General features: G+C 68.2%; 19 protein-coding genes. 7 read left to right on the forward strand and 12 right to left on the reverse strand.

From position 1 onward, the window contains the following. Window positions 1-100: 100 nt before the first annotated feature. Both ACW17Y_RS00075 and ku read left to right on the forward strand, forming a co-directional pair. Window positions 101-808: a hypothetical protein gene (locus ACW17Y_RS00075; protein WP_492036751.1), complete on the forward strand. Its 708-nt coding sequence runs from the start codon at window positions 101-103 to the stop codon at window positions 806-808. A 116-nt stretch (window positions 809-924) separates the two neighbouring features. After that, window positions 925-1,758: a non-homologous end joining protein Ku gene (gene ku / locus ACW17Y_RS00080; protein WP_492036752.1), complete on the forward strand. Its 834-nt coding sequence runs from the start codon at window positions 925-927 to the stop codon at window positions 1,756-1,758. 173 nt (window positions 1,759-1,931) lie between these two features. On the opposite strand, the gene ACW17Y_RS00085 is transcribed toward ku, so the two are convergent. After that, window positions 1,932-2,333 (reverse strand): metallopeptidase family protein, encoded by a 402-nt coding sequence (locus tag ACW17Y_RS00085; protein WP_492036753.1) that lies wholly within the window; start codon window positions 2,331-2,333, stop codon window positions 1,932-1,934. 148 nt (window positions 2,334-2,481) lie between these two features. Between ACW17Y_RS00085 and ACW17Y_RS00090 the strand changes: the two genes are divergently transcribed. Both ACW17Y_RS00090 and ACW17Y_RS00095 read left to right on the forward strand, forming a co-directional pair. Beyond that, window positions 2,482-4,860 (forward strand): sensor histidine kinase, encoded by a 2,379-nt coding sequence (locus tag ACW17Y_RS00090; protein ID WP_492036754.1) that lies wholly within the window; start codon window positions 2,482-2,484, stop codon window positions 4,858-4,860. A 110-nt stretch (window positions 4,861-4,970) separates the two neighbouring features. Continuing rightward, window positions 4,971-5,828 (forward strand): HAD family hydrolase, encoded by an 858-nt coding sequence (locus tag ACW17Y_RS00095; protein WP_492036755.1) that lies wholly within the window; start codon window positions 4,971-4,973, stop codon window positions 5,826-5,828. Between the two features lie 111 nt (window positions 5,829-5,939). Here ACW17Y_RS00095 and ACW17Y_RS00100 read toward each other — a convergent pair whose 3' ends face one another. Genes ACW17Y_RS00100 through sdhC form a run of 7 tightly spaced genes read right to left on the reverse strand, consistent with a single transcriptional unit; the run spans window position 5,940 to window position 10,872 of the window. Continuing rightward, complete coding sequence (locus ACW17Y_RS00100) at window positions 5,940-6,272, reverse strand: PilZ domain-containing protein (RefSeq protein ID WP_492036756.1); 333 nt, start codon at window positions 6,270-6,272, stop codon at window positions 5,940-5,942. A 24-nt stretch (window positions 6,273-6,296) separates the two neighbouring features. Continuing rightward, window positions 6,297-7,097, reverse strand: a complete 801-nt coding sequence (locus ACW17Y_RS00105; protein WP_492036757.1) for a kinase — start codon at window positions 7,095-7,097, stop codon at window positions 6,297-6,299. Between the two features lie 2 nt (window positions 7,098-7,099). Further along, window positions 7,100-7,420: a 2Fe-2S iron-sulfur cluster-binding protein gene (locus tag ACW17Y_RS00110; protein WP_492036758.1), complete on the reverse strand. Its 321-nt coding sequence runs from the start codon at window positions 7,418-7,420 to the stop codon at window positions 7,100-7,102. Window positions 7,421-7,423: 3 nt separating this feature from the next. Then, the gene (locus tag ACW17Y_RS00115; RefSeq protein WP_492036759.1) at window positions 7,424-8,221 is read right to left on the reverse strand and encodes a succinate dehydrogenase iron-sulfur subunit; all 798 of its coding nucleotides are present in this window, start codon (window positions 8,219-8,221) and stop codon (window positions 7,424-7,426) included. 2 nt (window positions 8,222-8,223) lie between these two features. Continuing rightward, window positions 8,224-10,008: a succinate dehydrogenase flavoprotein subunit gene (gene sdhA, locus ACW17Y_RS00120; protein ID WP_492036760.1), complete on the reverse strand. Its 1,785-nt coding sequence runs from the start codon at window positions 10,006-10,008 to the stop codon at window positions 8,224-8,226. A gap of 7 nt (window positions 10,009-10,015) precedes the next feature. Continuing rightward, entirely contained in the window at window positions 10,016-10,420 is a 405-nt protein-coding gene (gene sdhD / locus ACW17Y_RS00125; protein ID WP_492036761.1) for a succinate dehydrogenase, hydrophobic membrane anchor protein, read from the reverse strand. After that, window positions 10,417-10,872, reverse strand: a complete 456-nt coding sequence (gene sdhC / locus ACW17Y_RS00130; protein ID WP_492036762.1) for a succinate dehydrogenase, cytochrome b556 subunit — start codon at window positions 10,870-10,872, stop codon at window positions 10,417-10,419. Before sdhC ends, sdhD begins: the two co-directional genes overlap by 4 nt. 211 nt (window positions 10,873-11,083) lie before the next feature. Between sdhC and ACW17Y_RS00135 the strand changes: the two genes are divergently transcribed. After that, window positions 11,084-11,653, forward strand: a complete 570-nt coding sequence (locus tag ACW17Y_RS00135; RefSeq protein WP_492036763.1) for a hypothetical protein — start codon at window positions 11,084-11,086, stop codon at window positions 11,651-11,653. Between the two features lie 11 nt (window positions 11,654-11,664). Here ACW17Y_RS00135 and ACW17Y_RS00140 read toward each other — a convergent pair whose 3' ends face one another. Both ACW17Y_RS00140 and ACW17Y_RS00145 read right to left on the reverse strand, forming a co-directional pair. Continuing rightward, on the reverse strand, window positions 11,665-12,081 hold the full coding sequence (locus ACW17Y_RS00140; RefSeq protein WP_492036764.1) for an HIT domain-containing protein: 417 nt from the start codon (window positions 12,079-12,081) through the stop codon (window positions 11,665-11,667). Then, complete coding sequence (locus ACW17Y_RS00145) at window positions 12,081-12,980, reverse strand: SIMPL domain-containing protein (RefSeq protein ID WP_492036765.1); 900 nt, start codon at window positions 12,978-12,980, stop codon at window positions 12,081-12,083. Before ACW17Y_RS00145 ends, ACW17Y_RS00140 begins: the two co-directional genes overlap by 1 nt. Before the next feature lie 158 nt (window positions 12,981-13,138). Here ACW17Y_RS00145 and mdh point away from each other — a divergent pair, with 158 nt between their 5' ends. Next, on the forward strand, window positions 13,139-14,101 hold the full coding sequence (gene mdh / locus ACW17Y_RS00150) for a malate dehydrogenase (RefSeq protein WP_492036766.1): 963 nt from the start codon (window positions 13,139-13,141) through the stop codon (window positions 14,099-14,101). Between the two features lie 182 nt (window positions 14,102-14,283). On the opposite strand, the gene ACW17Y_RS00155 is transcribed toward mdh, so the two are convergent. Both ACW17Y_RS00155 and zapE read right to left on the reverse strand, forming a co-directional pair. After that, window positions 14,284-14,823 carry a YbjN domain-containing protein gene (locus ACW17Y_RS00155; protein WP_492036767.1) on the reverse strand — a complete coding sequence of 180 codons (540 nt, stop codon included), beginning with the start codon at window positions 14,821-14,823 and terminating at the stop codon, window positions 14,284-14,286. A 56-nt stretch (window positions 14,824-14,879) separates the two neighbouring features. Further along, window positions 14,880-16,004 carry a cell division protein ZapE gene (gene zapE, locus ACW17Y_RS00160; RefSeq protein WP_492036768.1) on the reverse strand — a complete coding sequence of 375 codons (1,125 nt, stop codon included), beginning with the start codon at window positions 16,002-16,004 and terminating at the stop codon, window positions 14,880-14,882. Between the two features lie 170 nt (window positions 16,005-16,174). Between zapE and ACW17Y_RS00165 the strand changes: the two genes are divergently transcribed. Then, window positions 16,175-17,221, forward strand: coding sequence for an aspartate-semialdehyde dehydrogenase (locus ACW17Y_RS00165; protein ID WP_492036769.1), 1,047 nt, complete (start codon window positions 16,175-16,177; stop codon window positions 17,219-17,221). The last annotated feature ends 4 nt before the right edge of the window (window positions 17,222-17,225 follow it).

Here is a 17,225-nt window from a genome sequence, read left to right on the forward strand (position 1 = left end):
CGCCCCTTTTTCGCGCCCTTTTTGAAGCGGCTGGCCGGACAGCGGTTTTCAGGGTGCGGCCGGGCGTGCAATCCGGGTATCACTCACGCGGGGGGAAGCGATGACCGACAGACGCAGACCAGGCGATGAGCTTGCCGAGGACGTTTTGGGGCTTGGAGGGCGCGAGCTGGTCACGGCCAGGGACTTGCTGCTGCGCCCCGCCACGGTGCTTCACGCCTGGATGGAAGGGGGCGCCGAGGGCGGAGGGGCCTATGCCCGCCCGTTGCGTCTGTATCTTGGGCTCAACGCCATCCTGATGCTGATCCTGTTCCTGCGGGGAGGCGCAGGATTCATGCTGGAAGGCTTGCCCCCGGAGATGATGGCTCCGCTCCTGGAACAGTCAGGCAAGTCGCGGGATGCCTTCATCGCAGATGCTGACGGCTGGATGACACTCGTGATGGTGCCCCTGCTCTCGGCCCTCTACGCATTGGCGGCCGCCCCGCTGCTCCGCCTCTGGGATCAGGACGATCTGGGATGGCGCCGAGGGTTCCGGGCCAGCTTTGGCTGGCTGTGCGCCTGGACTGTTCTGATGCTGCCCATGTCCTGGTGGGCGTATGGAACAGGGCCGGTGGCGGCGGCGGTTTCGGCCGTGATCATGCTGGTCGGCATCGTGGCCTTCTTCCGAATGGGCCAGGGGCGGTGGTTCAGCGCGCCCCTTTTCGGCGTGGTCAAGGGGGTGGCCCTGATGGTGGTGGTGCAGGTTGCCGCGACATTCGGCGGCGTGCTTGTCGGCGCGATCGGCGTACTTGGCGCGCTGATCAGCCCGTGAGGCTTCGTTTCCTGCCGGACGCTGCAGGGAAGGAGAGTCGAACAGGTCGCGAGACCGAGGGCTGAACCAACCGCTGCCGTAAGCATTGGACTCCGTCACCCGGAGTCACACACACCATGCCCGCCCGTCCCACCTGGCAAGGCCATCTGAAGCTGTCGCTCGTCACCTGTCCGGTGGCGCTCTACACGGCGACGACGAAGACCAACGACGTCTCGTTCCACCTGATCAATCCGAAGACCAACAACCGCATCCGCATGGTGGCGACCGATCCCGATACAGGGCCGGTCGAGCGATCGGATCTGGTCAAGGGTTACGAGGTGTCGAAGGACGAATACGTCCTGTTCGACGCCGCCGACTTCGACAAGGTGAAGCTGGACTCGACGCGGACGATCGACATCGACCAGTTCGTCGACGCCGACGATATCGACCGGCTGTACTGGGCCGACCCCCTTTATGTGGTGCCCGACAAGGGGGTGGGGGCCGAGGCCTTCGCCGTCATCCGCGAGGCGATGGAGAAGCAGAACAAGATCGCCATCGGCTCGCTGGTGCTGCGGAACCGCGAGCGGCGCATCGCCCTGGAGGTCCGGGGCAAGGGGCTGGTGGCCTGGACGCTGCGGGCGCACGACGAGGTGCGCGACGCCGACGACTATTTCGACGACATCGCGACCAGCAAGGCGGATGCCGACATGGTCGATATCGCCGCGCGGATCATCAGCCAGAAGGACGCGGACTTCGATCCGACCCGGTTTACGGACCGCTACGACGAGGCCCTGAAGGCGATGATCAAGGCCAAGCAGAAGGGCCAGGGCCTGGTCGAGGTCGCAGAGCCGGACGACACCAATGTCGTGGACCTGATGGCGGCGCTGCGGAACAGTCTGAAGGGGCCGGCGGGGGCGGACAAGACGCCGGCGGCGAAGAAGAAGGCTCCCGCGAAGAAGAAGGCGGCCTGAGTTTCCCTTCTCCCCTTGCGGGAGAAGGTGGCAGCCGAAGGCTGACGGATGAGGGGTCTCGCCGGCGGATGGAGTCAGGGGGCAGACGGTCAATTGGCGAGGTCAGCGCGACCCCTCATCCGACCTCCGCTCCGCTTCGGCACCTTCTCCCGCAAGGGGAGAAGGAAGCGTCATCAATCCTCCGCCTCGATGTGATCGATGTGGTCGTCGTCCAGACCCATGTGGTGACCGATTTCGTGGATCAGGACGTGGGCGATGATCTCGGCGAGGCCCACGTCGCCGCGCTCGCACCATTCGTCGAGGATCGGGCGGCGATAGAGGAAGACCCGCGACGGCTCGGCGGCGGGGCCGAAGCCGTCGCGCTCTCCGACATGGAAGCCGTGATAGAGGCCGGTCAGGTCGAACGGGTCCTCCAGATCGACCGAGGCCAGGGTCTCGTCGTCGGCGAAGTCGTCGATGCGGATGACCACGTCGCCGGCGGCCGATTTGAACGGTTCGGGCAGGGCGTCGAAGGCCTGGCGCGCCAGCCGGGCGAAGTCGTCGAGCGAAGGGGCGGCTTGATCGTTCCAGGTCATGGCGGGGAGTTAGGCGCTCGGCCGGGGCGGCGCCACCGTGGCGGGCGGGACTCACCGTCGCACAGGCCGCCGACTACGTATTAACCATCCATTCGCGACCGGCGCGGCTTCGGCTATGGTCGCGATTCGATCCAGCGGGTGAACGGGTATGGCGGAGGCCGATATCGCCTTTGCGGCGGCGGCGGGAGCGGCGGGGCTGGCCCTGTCGATCAGCGTCTGGGCGTGGCGGTTGCGCCGCGCCGTGAGCCTGCGCGAATCCATGGTTGAGCGGGAACGCGCGGCGGCGGCCCAGAGCCGGGCCCAGCACGCCGGCGCCCTGTCGGCCTTCGACGACGTGCGCATCGGCCTGACGCCGGGCGAGCCGCCGCTCCTGCTGGGGCGGGACGAGACCATCGAGGCTGTGCGGCAGGCGTTCGCCAAGGATGTGCAGGGCTCGCCGGGCGCGGCCCTGGCCGAGGCGCTGCATGCGGGCCTGCCAGAGGCGATCGACGCCCTGCTGGCCGAGGGGACGCCGTTCGAGGCGCACGACGGCGACGACTGGAAGATCGAAGGCAGCGCCGTCAACGGCACGGCCTGGCTGAGGCTGTCGCCCGTGGCGCGCACGGTGTCCCAGGCGGACATCGAGGGCGTGGGGCACGGAGCGGGGCATGGCGAGGGCGCCGGCGAGCATGGCTTCGGGGCCGGGCTGATCGCCGACGCCTCGCCGTCGCCAACCTGGGTCGTGGACCACGACGGGCGTCTGGTCTGGGCCAACAAGGCCTGGCTGGCCGAGGTCAAATGCGCGACGGTCGATGCGGCGCGCGAGACCCACGCCAGTTTCGACCGGGGCGCCGACCAGCTGGCGGCTGAGGCCGCGCGCGTCGGGACGCATCAGGAAGGCTTCCGCTGGACGGCCGGGGACGGGCGTCGCCGGGCGTGGAAGATCCTGGCCGAGCCCCTGTTCTCGGGCGGGGCGGCGGGCCCTGGCGGGCCGGTGCTGGTCTTCGCTATCGACATGACCGAGGCCGAGGAGACGCGCGACACCCTGCGCCGTCACGTCGAGGCCCATGACGAGACCCTGAACCATCTGGCCGATGCGGTCGCCATCTTCGGGCCGTCCAGGCGGCTGGCCTTCCACAACACGGCCTTCCAGACCCTGTTCAATCTCGATCCGGCCTGGCTGGACGAGCGGCCGACCCATGCCGAGCTGCTGGACCGGTTGCGTCAGCGCCGGATGCTGCCCGAGGTCATCGACTATGCCGGCTGGAAACAGTCCGAGCTCGATTTCTACGAGGCGACGGAGGCCGCGGCCGACGACAGCTGGTCCCTGCCTGACGGGCGGACGCTGAGACTGGTGCGCCAGCCGCATCCGCTGGGCGGGATCCTGCTGCTGTTCTCGGACATCACGGGCGAACTGAGCCTGCGCAGCCGGTTCAACGCCCAGCTGCAGGTGCAGACGGCGACGCTGGACAAGCTCAACGACGCCGTGGCGGTGTTCGGCTCGGACGGGCGGCTGCGGCTGCACAACGAGGCGTTCGAACAGTTCTGGAGCCTGTCGGCCGAGCGGCTGGAAGAGGCCGGGGATTTCGACGCCATCGCCGAGCTGTGCAAGACCGCCCTGCCCGACGCGGCCCTGTGGCTGGGGCTGAAGGCGCGGGTGGCGGACCCCGATCCGGAGAGCCGCATCGCCGTCTCGGGCGAAGGCCGGACGACCGACGGGCGGACGGCGGCCTGGCAGACCCGGCCCCTGCCCGACGGGGCGACGCTGGTGGCGTTTTCGGACGTGACGGCGCGGCGCGAGCTGGAACAGGCCCTGGCCCAGCGCGAGGCGGCGCTGAAGGAAAGTCAGGCGCTGAAGCGGGAGTTCGTGGGCTCGGTCAGCTACGAGCTCAGGACGCCGCTGACGACCATCGTCGGCTATTCCGAACTTCTGGAGACCATGGGCGACCTGCCGGAGCGCAGCCGCCAGCATGCGGGGGCGATCCGGGTCGCGGCCGGGCAGCTGGCCCATTCGATCGACGACGTGCTGGACATGGCCCAGATCGATGCGGGCGAGATGGAGCTGTCGCTGGGCGACGTGCGCATCCGCGATCTGTTCGCCGAGGCGGTCGAGAAGCACCGGCCGAGAATCGAGGGCCGCGGCGCGACCCTGAAGGCCGTCGCGGCGGCGAACCTGCCGGCCATCCGGGCCGATGCGCGGCGACTGGCCCAGGCGGTCGACCACCTGCTGGACAATGCCGGGCGGTCGGTGTCGGAGGGCGGGTCGGTGTCGCTGCGGGCCGAGGCCAACGCGTCGGAGATCCGCATCCGGGTCGAGGACACGGGCCGGGGCATCCCCTATCACCTGCAGGCGCACGTCTTCGACCGGTTCGTGAAGCGAGAGCGGGGCGGGCCGGGCGTGGGTCTGGCCCTGGTCAAGGCGCTGGTCGAGCTGCACGGCGGCTGGGCCGAGGTGGAAAGCGAGCCCGGCAAGGGCGCGGCCTTCATCCTGCATCTGCCGCTGGAGGCGGACAGCGGGGCCGCGGCGCCGGAGCTGGCGCTGGGTTAGGTCGTAGGGCTTAGGGCTTAGGGCCTGGAAGCGACGCGACCGCTTGAGCCGCTCCCGATGACTCCCTAAGCCCTAATTTCCGAGCCCCAAGACCTGCGCAGGAGGCCAGCATGGCCGACAAGCTTCTCAAGACCGCCCTGATCTATGATTTCGACGGGACCCTGGCGCGGGGGAACATGCAGGAGGTCACCTTCATTCCCTCGGTGGGGATGGGGATCGGCGACTTCTGGGGCGAAGCCGACCGGCTGACCAAGTCGGCCGATGGCGACAACATCCTGATGTACATGCAGCTGATGCTGCAGCGGGCGCGGCACAGCGACCAGCCGATCACGAAGAAGCTGCTGGCGGAGCACGGTCAGGACGTGAAGCTGTTCGACGGCCTGAAGTCGGACCTGACCGGCAAGGGCTGGTTCGAGCGGATCGACGCCATCGGCGCCAAATACGGGCTGGAGATCGAGCACTACATCATCTCGGCGGGGCTCGAGGAGATGATCGACGGCTGTCCGATCCGCGACGCCTTCCACCACGTCTTTGCGTCGAAGTTCGCCTATGACGACCACGGGGTGGCGATCTGGCCGGCGGTGGGGGTCAACTACACGACCAAGACCCAGTATCTGTTCCGCATCAACAAGGGCGTCCTGAACCACTGGGACCACGAGCGGATCAACCGGTTCACCGCCGACGAGGATCGGGCCATCCCGTTCGAGCGGATGATCTTCCTCGGCGACGGCGACACCGACGTGCCGACCATGAAGATGATGCACACCAAGGGCGGCTTCTCGATCGCCGTCTATGATCCGCGCAACTCCGAGAAGGATCAGAAGAAGATCTATTCGCTGATCTCCGAGGACCGGGTGAACTTCGTCGCCGCCGCCGACTATCGCGAGGGCCAGCCGCTGGACCTGATCGTGAAGGGGCTGATCGGGCGGATCGCGATCAATGCCGGGACCATGAAAGATATTGATTAGGGTCGCTAACGCTCGCGACGCGGTCGCTCGCTGCTTGAGCGACATGTTTGGTCGCTAACGCTCGACGCGCGGCGTCTCGCTGCTTGAGCGACGGCTTGTTTCGCTAAACGGTCAGCGGCCGCCGGCCCTGACCCAGGCTTCGCGAGCCGGGAGAAGACGGGACGGGACGAGGCCGCGCAGGGGCGACTGGCCCTTCAGCGTGAGGCCGGCCTCCACGCCCTTGCGCCAGGCGACGTCGGCCTCGATGGCGAGGCCCGCAGCGATGTCGACGATCGTGACCTTTGGCGGCAGGGCGAGCTGGCGGTCCGTGCGGACCTTCAGGCCGCCCGCCGAGGTGTCGAGGATCACGCAGGCCATCTCAAGCCCGGGCGCGACGAGGACGGCGCGCGCGTTCGCCGGCGAGCGGGGCTGGAGGCGACGGTCGATGGGTTGGGTCAAGGCCACGGTACTCAACGCGCGACGAACGCGTCAGGCGCCGCCGTGGTCACGGATGTGCCGGATGCCGCGGTCTTCGTCCAGTTCGACGACGATGTCTGCGGCGACGCCTCCGGCCAGCATGTGGCGGCTGATGCGTTCGAACGACTGGATGAAGCGGGCCAGTTCGGCGCGGCGGGCGGCGGGAACGGGGGCGCCGGTGAGGCCGACCTCCTGTTCGGCGCGCCAGTCGAGGACGCGGTCGAAGCCGGGAGCCTTCAGGAACAACAGGGCGTCGAATGTCGCGAACAGGCGGGCGTAGCCGGTCGCCAGTGAATGGTTGATTGCGCGGCGCCAGACGGCGTCGGGGTCGTCGATCCGCTCCAGATCATTGATGGATGCGGCCAGTTCGGACGGCCCGTGAGGCGTTGCGCCGAGGCACCAGCCTTCCAGCAGGATGGCGCGGGGGCGGCCCTTGAAGACGGGCCAGTCGGTTTCGGGGCGTCGGTCGTCGGCGAGCTTGTCGAAGGATGGAACAGGCGTGCGGTCGCCGGGGACGGCGGCGCGCAGCCGGGCCAGTGTCTGGTCCAGCAGGCCCAGGTCGTGCGTGCCCGGCGGCCCCCGGACGGCGAACAGGGGATGGAGGCGGGCGGCGAGGGCGGTGCGTTCGGCCCTCGTCAGATAGACGTCGTCGAGGGACAGGGTGGCGCAGGACAGGGTTCGCGCCGCCCCGGCGGCCAGGGTGCTCTTGCCGGACCCTTGCGCGCCCGCAATGGCGATCAGCGGGATGTGGCCCGGCCGTTCGTGGCGGCGGATCAGATCGTCCACGGCCTGGATCAGCCGCGGGTCGACCATGATCAGTGCTGGTTGGCCGGCAGGCGGACGATCAGGCCGTCGAGGGCGTCCGAGACCCGGATCTGGCACGACAGGCGCGAGTTCGGCTCCACCTCCTCGGCGAAGTCGAGCATCGATTCCTCCATGGCCGAGGGCTTGCCGGTCGCGTCGCGCCAGGCCTCGTCGACATAGACATGGCAGGTGGCGCAGGCGCAGGCGCCGCCGCAGTCGGCGTCGATGCCCGGGACATTGTTGCGGATCGCGCCCTCCATGACGGAGAGGCCCGACTTGACCTCCACGGCATGTTCGCGGCCGTCGTGCTCGATATATCTAATTTTGGCCAAAGGTCAGGCCGCCTGCTTCTTACGTCCCGGGGCGATCATCAGCTTCTTGGTCTCGGCGATGGCCTTGGCGGGGTTCAGGCCCTTGGGGCAGACCTGGGCGCAGTTCATGATCGTGTGGCAGCGGTAGAGCTTGAACGGGTCCTCGAGGTCGTCGAGCCGCTCCTGGGTCTTGTCGTCGCGGCTGTCCGAGATCCAGCGGTAGGACTGCAGCAGGGCCGCCGGGCCGAGGTACTCTTCCTGGTTCCACCAGTAGCTGGGGCAGGAGGTCGAGCAGCAGGCGCACAGGATGCATTCGTAGAGGCCGTCAAGCTTCGCCCGGTCCTCGGGGCTCTGCAGCCGCTCGGTGGTCGGGTCCGGATCGTCGGACTGGAGGTAGGGTTTGATCGAGTCGTACTGGGCGTAGAACAGGGTCAGGTCGGTGACGAGATCCTTGACCACGGCCTGGTGCGGCAGGGGGCCGATGGCGATGGTCGAGGACGAGCATTCGTCCCAGCCCTTGGTGCAGGCCAGGGTGTTGCGCCCGTCGATGTTCATCGAGCAGGAGCCGCAGATGCCCTCGCGGCACGAGCGCCGGAACGACAGGGTCGGGTCGATCTCGTTCTTGATGTGGATCAGGGCGTCCAGCAGCATCGGGCCGTGGTCGTCGGCCGAGACCTCGAAGACGTCCCAGGACGGGTTGGCGTCGACGTTGGGGTCGTAGCGATAGACCCTGTAGGTCTTGACGTTTTTTGCGCCCTTGGGGGCCTTGTGGACCTTGCCCTTGGTCGGGGCGGAGCCGCGGGGGAGGGTGAGCTGGACCATGGTTAGTACACCCGAGCCTTGGGTTTGATGTACTCGATGTCCGAGGACATCGTGTAGGTGTGGACCGGTCGATAATCGATCGCGACGCCCTCGCCGGGCTTCTTCCAGGCCAGGGTGTGCTTCATCCATTCGTCGTCGTGACGGTCGGGGAAGTCCTCGCGGGCGTGGGCCCCACGGCTTTCCTTGCGGTTGGCCGCGCTTTCGATGGTCACGAGCGCCTGGTTGATCAGGTTGTCGTACTCCAGCGCCTCGACCAGATCGGTGTTCCAGATCATGCCGCGATCGGTGACCTTGATGTCGGCCGAGCGGGCGGCGATGCCGCGGAGCTTGGCGACGCCTTCGTCGAGGGTCTCGCCGGTGCGGAAGACGGCGGCGTCGGACTGCATGGCGTGCTGCATCTCGTTGCGCAGTTTCGCGGTCGATTGCGAGCCGTCAGCGAAGCGGAAGCGGTCCAGACGCGCCAGATGCTCGGCCGTGGCCGAGGCCGGGGCGGTCGGGACGGGCGCAGCCTTGTCGACCACCTCGCCGGCGCGGAGGCCCGCGGCGCGGCCGAAGACGACCAGGTCGGTCAGGCTGTTCGAGCCGAGGCGGTTTGCGCCGTGGACCGAGACGCAGGCGGCCTCGCCGACGGCCATCAGACCGGGGACCACGGTGTCGGCGTTGTCGCCGACCTTGGTCAGGACCTCGCCGTGATAGTTCGTGGGGATGCCGCCCATATTGTAGTGGACGGTCGGGATGACCGGGATCGGCTCCTTGGTCACATCGACGCCGGCGAAGATCTTGGCGCTTTCCGAAATGCCGGGCAGGCGCTCGTGCAGGATCTTCGGATCGAGGTGGTCGAGGTGGAGGAAGATGTGGTCCTTCTTGGGACCCACGCCGCGACCCTCACGGATCTCCATGGTCATGGAGCGCGAGACGACGTCGCGCGAGGCGAGATCCTTGGCCGAGGGGGCGTAGCGTTCCATGAACCGCTCGCCTTCGGAGTTGGTCAGGTAGCCGCCCTCGCCGCGTGCGCCCTCGGTGATCAGGCAGCCGGAGCCGTAGATGCCGGTCGGGTGGAACTGGACGAACTCCATGTCCTGGAGCGGCAGGCCGGCGCGCAGCACCATGGCGTTGCCGTCGCCGGTGCAGGTGTGGGCCGAGGTGGCGCTGAAATAGGCGCGGCCGTAGCCGCCGGTCGCCAGGATGACGAGCTTGGCGCGGAACTGGTGGATCGTGCCGTCGTCGAGCTTCCAGGCCGTGACGCCCGTGCATTTGCCGTCCTGCATGATCAGGTCGAGGGCGAAATACTCGATGAAGAACTCGACCTCGCGGCGGACCGACTGGCCGTAGAGGGTGTGCAGGATGGCGTGGCCGGTGCGGTCTGCGGCGGCGCAGGTCCGCTGGACCGGGCCCTCGCCGTAGTTCTTCGTCATGCCGCCGAAGGCGCGCTGATAGATCTTGCCCTCGTCGGTGCGGCTGAACGGCACGCCCCAGTGTTCGAGCTCGTAGACGGCCTTGGGGGCCTCGCGGACCAGGTATTCGATGGCGTCCTGGTCGCCCAGCCAGTCCGACCCCTTGACGGTGTCGTACATGTGCCATTTCCACGAATCCTCGCCCATGTTGCCGAGCGAGGCGGAGATGCCGCCTTGGGCCGCCACGGTGTGGGAGCGGGTGGGGAAGACCTTGGTGACGCAGGCGACCTTCAGCCCCTGCTGCGCCGCTCCGAGGGCCGCGCGGAGGCCCGAGCCGCCGGCGCCGACGACAACGACGTCATATTCGTGATCGACGATTTTATAGTCAGCCATTCTCGATTCAGATCCCGAAACCGGCCGGCAGCGGCGCCGAACCCAGCGCCAGCCGCACGATGAAGAAGACGCTGGCGGCGGCCAGCGCGAGGAAGACGAGGTTCAGCAGGCCCAGCAGCAGGGCCTTGGAACCCGGTTTGTGGATATAGTCCTCGACGATCACCTTCCAGGCCAGGCTGGCGAAGCCGAAGAAGACCAGGGCCGTGACGATCAGCAGGCCCGCGTTCAGCCGGCTGGCGAACCACTGGAGGACGACGTCGTATCCGGCGCCCGCGAGGGTGAAGGCGGTCGACAGCAGCCAGACGCCCAGAGGCATCATCAGGGCCAGAAGGATCTTTTCCAGCGTCCATTCGCCGGCGCCGTGGCGCTCGGAGACTTTCACGCCGTTCTTGAACTGGACCGAAGCGCTCACAGCGAAACCCTCCCGGTGGCGAACAGGGCGACCCAGACCAGGATCGCCAGGGGAACGGGGCCGTAGACGGCGATCGAGGACAGCAGGTCGGCCGACTTGATCGACAGGCCGGCGCCCGTGTCATTGATCAGGTGGCGTCCGCCGTTGAGGAGGAGGGAGAACAGAACCACCGTCAGGCCGAAGCCGACGAGCAGACCCAGGGGCGAGGCGGCGAGGGCGAGTGCGGCGGCCCAGGCGTCAGGCCCGAATGCCGCGGCGCCCAGCCAGGCGACCACGAAGATCGCGCCGACGCTGGCCGCACCGATGGTGACGCGGAACAGGATCGAGGCTGTCATGGTGATGTGCCAGCGCCAGGTCTGAAGGTGTGGCGACAGGGGACGTGGGCGGCCGTTGGGCTGGGGGACGAAGCGACCGGTCTGGTCGTCGGCCGCGTCGCCGGTAGGGTTCGACATGCGAATGGTTCTCAAAAAGCTGAGACGGATCAGGCGTCAAGCGCGATTGGCACAGGCTTTACGGACGGTCGCGGGCCGGTGTCAACGCGAGGGTGCAGTGCAAAACGGGCTTGCCGTCACGCTCTTCACGCACTGCGGGGAACCGATCACGATTTCGCGTGCTGAAGGTAAGCTCTAGCCATGACCGCCGCGAGACGACACTCTCGCGCTCATGCTGGTCTTCGCACTGATTTCCCTCACCGTTTCGCCGATGCAGTCGGGGCCCGTGGCCTATACGGCCCAGGTCTATCAGGCCCCGGTGGTGCGTCCTTTTGAACCGCCGTCGAATTTCGGGCGTGTGACGGCGGAAGGCGACGGCGGGGGCGACACCCGTCTGCGCGTCATCACCGCCCCGGTGTCGGTCGAGGCCTACCGCCGCAGCTACGAACACGCGCCGTCGCGAGCGGACAACGCCTATGACTCCGGCGTCGCGAACGCCGAGCGCAACATGGATGCGCGGATGGGGCCGCTGGACGGGCGCTGGCGGCTGAAGGACGAGGCCGGGCGCGATCTGATGACGCTGTCGCTGATGGATCAGGGTGAGACGAAGCCGCTCGAAGGCGCCTATCGCACGGCGGACGCCCAGGCCGAGGTCGGTCCGTTGACGGCGGCGGAACGGTCGGCCGGGGCTCTGGTGCTGGATCTGGACGGCGGGCGGTTGTCGTTGTCGCCGTCCGGCGAAGGGTGGACGGGGACCCTGGCCCTCGGCGGGCGCGAGCGGACGGTCACGCTGACGCGCTGAACGCCGGACGCCTAACCGAGATCGATCAGATCGAGGGCGCGCGCTCTCGCGGCCGGATCGCAGGCAAGGGCCGACCCGCGCCCCCAGACCGGATCGGGCCACAGGGCGTCGTCGCGGCGGCGGCCGACCACATGGACATGCAGCTGGGCCGTGACATTGCCGAGGGCGGCGACGTTGAGCTTGTCTATGGGCCGGCCCGCGGCCTCGGCCAGGGCCCGGACGATCGCGCCGGCGCGGATCATCTCCTCCATCAGGGCCGTGCGGTCGGAGACCGACAGGTGTTCCAGCTCCGTCGCGCCCGCGACCCGGGGGATCAGGATCAGCCAGGGGAAGCGGGCGTCGTCCTGCAGCCGGACGTGACACAGGGGCCAGTCGGCGGCGAAGACGGACCCGGCCGCGAAGGCCGGGTCGACGACGAAAACGGACATCAGTTCAGGCCGTAGACCACGCAGGCCTGGTCGGTCAGGACCTGAAGCGGGGGCTGCAGCGCCAGGCGCGCCGCCTCGATCTGGGCCTCGCTGGGTGCGGCGCCGCCCATGGGGGCGGGCGGCGGCGGCGGGGGCGGCGGGGCCATGGCCGAGCGGCTCATCCGGCTGCCGGTGACCACAACGTCTTCCGAGACCGTGGTCGCCTGTGATGCGCCCGAGCCATAGGAGGGCCAGCCGGCGAGGACGTCGGTCTGGCAGGCGCGGCCGGTCGGATCGATGACCCGGACAGAGCCGAGGGTCGCTCCGGCGCCCTGGGTGGCCGCCTCGGCGCGCGCCCGGGCGTCGCGCATGGCCGCCGCAGCAAGGTTGGACTTGGCCACGTTGTCGGGCTCCAGGCTGAAATAGACCTGGCCGATGGAGTTGGGCTGGGAAGCGACCACCGTGGCGTAGATCCGCTCCAGCAGGGCCGTGTCGCGGACGTTCAGGCTGACGGTCGCCTGGGCCTGATAGCGTTCGATGCGGTCGGCGCGGGTGTTGTCGCGCAGGATGCCGTTCTCGTCGCGGTACTGGTCGTACAGGGGCTGGGTCGTCAGGCTGGTCTCGACGCGGACCGTGTCGACGCCATAGGCGGCCAGGGTCTGCGACAGGGCGCGAACCTGGTCGGCGGCCTTGCGCGAGGCCTCGGCGACGCTGCGGTCGACGACCTGGAAGGTGGCGGAAAAGCCGGCGCGGTTGGCCTGGAGTTCGACCCGGACATAGCCGATCGAGGCGATCACCGGATCGCGCATCCACCACGGAGCGGGGACGTATTGCTGGCCGATGGTGGCGGGGGGTGTCTGGGCCATCGCAGGGGCCGCGACAGAGGCTAAAAGAAGGGCGGCGGCGAAGGGTGCGCGCATGGGGTCGGCTCCTCGTCTATGAAGCGGCGACCGTCGCAGGACGGGCGTCGCCGGTAAACCCCCGCTTCCCCGCTTGCGACCATGCCGCACCGGGTCTAGACCGCCGCCCGACGGTTTCTGACATCGCACCGCAACAAAGCCCTTACGGAGAAGACTCTATGGCTCGCGCGAAGATCGCCCTCATCGGCGCCGGTATGATCGGCGGCACCCTGGCCCATGTGGCCGCGCGCGAAGCCCTGGGCGACGTGATCCTGTTCGACATCGCCGAGGGCACCCCCCAGGGCAAGGCGCTCGACATCGCCGAAGCCACCGCCGTGTTCGGTTCGTCGGTCTCGCTGAAGGGCGCCAACGCCTATTCGGAAATCGCGGGCGCCGACGTCTGCATCGTCACCGCCGGCGTGCCCCGCAAGGACGGCATGAGCCGCGACGACCTGGTCTCGATCAACCTGAAGGTCATGAAGGCCGTCGGCGAGGGCATCAAGGCCCACGCCCCCAACGCCTTCGTCATCTGCATCACCAATCCGCTCGACGCCATGGTCTGGGCCCTGCAGAAGTTCTCGGGCCTGCCGCACGAGAAGGTCGTCGGCATGGCCGGCGTGCTCGACTCGGCCCGCTTCGCCTACTTCCTGTCGGAAAAGACCGGCGTCTCGGTTCAGGACATCCACGCCTGGACCCTGGGCGGCCACGGCGACGACATGGTGCCGATGGTGCGCCACTCGACCATCGGCGGCCTGCCCCTGCCTGACGCCGTCGCGGCCGGCTTCCTGTCGCAGGCCGATCTGGACGCCATCGTCACCCGCACCCGCAAGGGCGGCGGCGAGATCGTCGCCCTGCTGAAGACCGGCTCGGCCTTCTACGCCCCGGCCGAGAGCGCCATCGCCATGGCCAAGTCCTACCTGCTGGACCAGAAGCGCGTCCTGCCCTGCGCCGTCTGGCTGTCGGGCGAATACGGCCTGTCGGATCTGTATGTCGGCGTGCCCGCCCTGCTGGGCGCCGGCGGCGTCGAGAAGATCGTCGAGTTCACCACCAACGACGAAGAAAAGGCGATGTTCGCCAAGTCGGTTGCGTCGGTGCAGGGCCTGATCCAGTCCTGCAAGGATCTGGAGCCTTCGCTGGCTTAAACTTGTCGGCTCCCTCTCCCCTTGCGGGAGAGGGAGGCCGCGCACGGTCGCGATAGCGACCGTTCTGGCGCGGGCGGGTGAGGGGTCTCACCGTCCAGCGGCAGCAAGACCCCTCACCCTTTCGCGCAAGACCGCTCGCCATGCTTGCGGGCGCTCAAGCCCTCTCCCGCAAGGGGAGAGGGTCAGTTAGCCGGGGCCGCCGCCGCCGGCTGTTCCGTCGCGACGGTGCGGCCGAGGTCGACGGCGAGGCTGCGCCAGACCTGGATCGGGTCGTCGAGCTGCCGGGGGCCGGCGCCGGCGCTGAGGAGGACGTCGTACTGGGCCACGGCCTGGGGTTCGCCGCCCTCTTCCTCGGGCGCGGCATGGAAGGCCTTCACGAAGCGGCGGCCGCCGTTCCAGCGCGAGACGATGTCGGGGGTGGCGTTGGCGCCCGAGAAGACGGCCGTGAACTGGACGTCCGGGCAGCTTCCGCTGGTGCAGGAGAACAGGGTCATGACCCAGCGCAGGGGTCCGTCCTCGACGCGCAGATAGATCCGGTCGTTGTTGGTCTGAGGCGGGGCGACGACCAGGCCGGCGGCGGTCAGCCGGCCGGTGATCTCCGCCACCGTCAGGCCGCTCCAGCGGGCGGGCGCGGCCTCGGCAGCCGGCGCGGAAGGCGCGGTCTGGGCGAAGGCGGGGGCGGCGAGCGCCGCGAGGGCGGCGGCGAGGACGAGGGATTTCATGGGCGTGTTCCGTTGATCGGGCCACCCTAGGCGGCTTTGCGGCGAACCCAAGGCTGTCAGTCCGCGTGGGCGGCCGTCTCGAGCCAGGACTGGCTGGACATCTCGTTGAGGCGCGACACCGTCCGTTCGAACTCGAAGGCGCCGTCCCCGGCCGGGTAGAGCTGTTCCGGCGCGCCCGCCGCCATGGCGACCAGCCGGGTCTTGGCCTCGTACAGGGCGTCGATCAGGGTGACGAAACGGCGGGCGGCCTGCCGATTGTCGGGGGTCAGCAGCGGCACGCCGTCGAGGAACAGGGTGTGGAACCGCGCGGCGATGGCCAGATAGTCCTGCGGCCCCAGCGGCTGTTCGCACAGCTCGGCGAAGGTGGCGCGGGCCAGGCCGCCAGCGGTGCGCTGGATGACCACGTCACGGCCGAGGACGGCCAGATGGGCCGGGCATTCCGGCATGTCGCCCTTGAGGTCGGTCCACAGCTGTTCGAAGCCCTCGCGCCGGGCGCCGCCCTCCCCCCCCTCTTGCCTTCCAAGATCGTACCAGACGCGCGAGGCCTTGATCCGGTCGAGGCGCCAGTCGCGGGCGCCCGAGAGCTCGACGACCTGGCAGCGTTGCTTGATGCGTTCGATGAAGGGGACGAACAGGGGGCGGTTGATGCCGTCCTTGTAGAGGGCGTCGGGGGCGCGGTTGGAGGTGATGCAGACGACGACCTTGCGCTCGAACAGGGCGTCGAACAGCCGGCCCAGGATCATGGCGTCGGCGATGTCGGTGACCTGGAGTTCGTCGAAGCACAGCAGGCGGGCTTCGGACGCGATCAGGGCCGCGACGGGTTCGATGGGGTCGTCGCCCTTGTGGGTTCCGAAGACCCCCTGACGGGCCTTTTTGTCGCCCTCGCGCCACTGGCGGATCAGGTCATGGACGCGGGCCATGAAGGCGTGGAAGTGGGCCCGGCTCTTTCGCGGCTCCGGCGCACTGGCGCAGAACAGGTCCATCAGGATGGATTTTCCACGCCCGGGCGGACCCCAGAGATAGACGCCGCGCACCTCGGGAACGCCGCCGAAGAGACCGCGCTTGCCGAGGTCCTTCTCCAGCCGGGTCAGGGTGTCGATGGCCGCCTTCTGGGCCGGATCGGCTGTCCACTGGCCGGACTTGAGACGATCGGCATAAGCGCGGGCGATGTGTGACGGCATGGAACTGGGGCATAAACGGCCTGCCCAAGCCTGAAAAGCGGTTGCTTCGCACACGCGAAGGCCTAATTGCGAAGTCAGGAGATAAACTCTCCTAACCTCCCCACCAAAATCGCGCTCAAGCAGCGAGGCTCCGTGAGCCGAGCGTTAGCGCGTCCGAAGGACTAAACTAGATGGGCTATTCCGTCGCTATCGTGGGCGCCACCGGCAATGTCGGGCGCGAAATGCTGACCATCCTGGAGGAACTGGAGTTCCCCGTTTCGGAAATGCACGCGGTGGCTTCGCGAAAATCCAAGGGGATGGATGTCGCCTGGGGCGACAAGACTATCAAATGCCAGGACATCGAGAGCTTCGACTTCTCGCAGGTCGACATCGTCCTGATGTCGGCGGGCGGGGACGTGTCGCGCGCCTGGTCCGAGAAGATCGGCAAGATGGGCCCGATGGTGATCGACAACTCGTCGGCCTTCCGCAAGGACCCCGATGTGCCCCTGATCGTGCCCGAGGTGAACCCCGACGCGATCAAGCTGGCCGGCAGGAAGAACATCATCGCCAACCCGAACTGCTCGACGGCCCAGCTGGTCGTGGCGCTGAAGCCCCTGCATGACGCCGCCAAGGCGAAGCGGGTGGTGGTCTCGACCTATCAATCGGTGTCGGGCGCCGGCAAGGAAGGCATGGACGAGCTGTGGAACCAGACCAAGGCCATCTATGGCCTGGGTGACGCCAAGCCGAAGAAATTCCCCAAGCAGATCGCTTTCAACGTCATCCCCTACATCGGGTCGTTCAACGAGGACGGCTATACCGACGAAGAGCAGAAGATGTGGGACGAGACCCACAAGATGCTCGATCCGAACATCAAGCTGACGGTCACCTGTGTCCGCGTGCCGGTCTTCGTCGGCCACTCCGAGGCCGTGACGGTCGAGTTCGAAAAGCCCATCAGCCCCGACGAGGCGCGCGCTATCCTGCGCGAGGCGCCGGGCGTTCTGGTGATCGATAAGCAGGAGCACGACGGCTACATCACGCCCGTCGACGCGGCCGGCGAGCACGCCGTCTATGTCTCGCGCATCCGCAAGGATCACACGGTCGAGAACGGCCTGGTCTTCTGGGTTGTGTCCGACAACCTGCGCAAGGGCGCGGCCCTGAACGCCGTCCAGATCGCCCAGCTGCTGGACGAGACGGGCACGATCAAGCCGAAGAGCGGGTATCGCACCCTGACGGTCTAGGGCC

The organism is Brevundimonas sp. AVps7 (assembly GCF_058681545.1).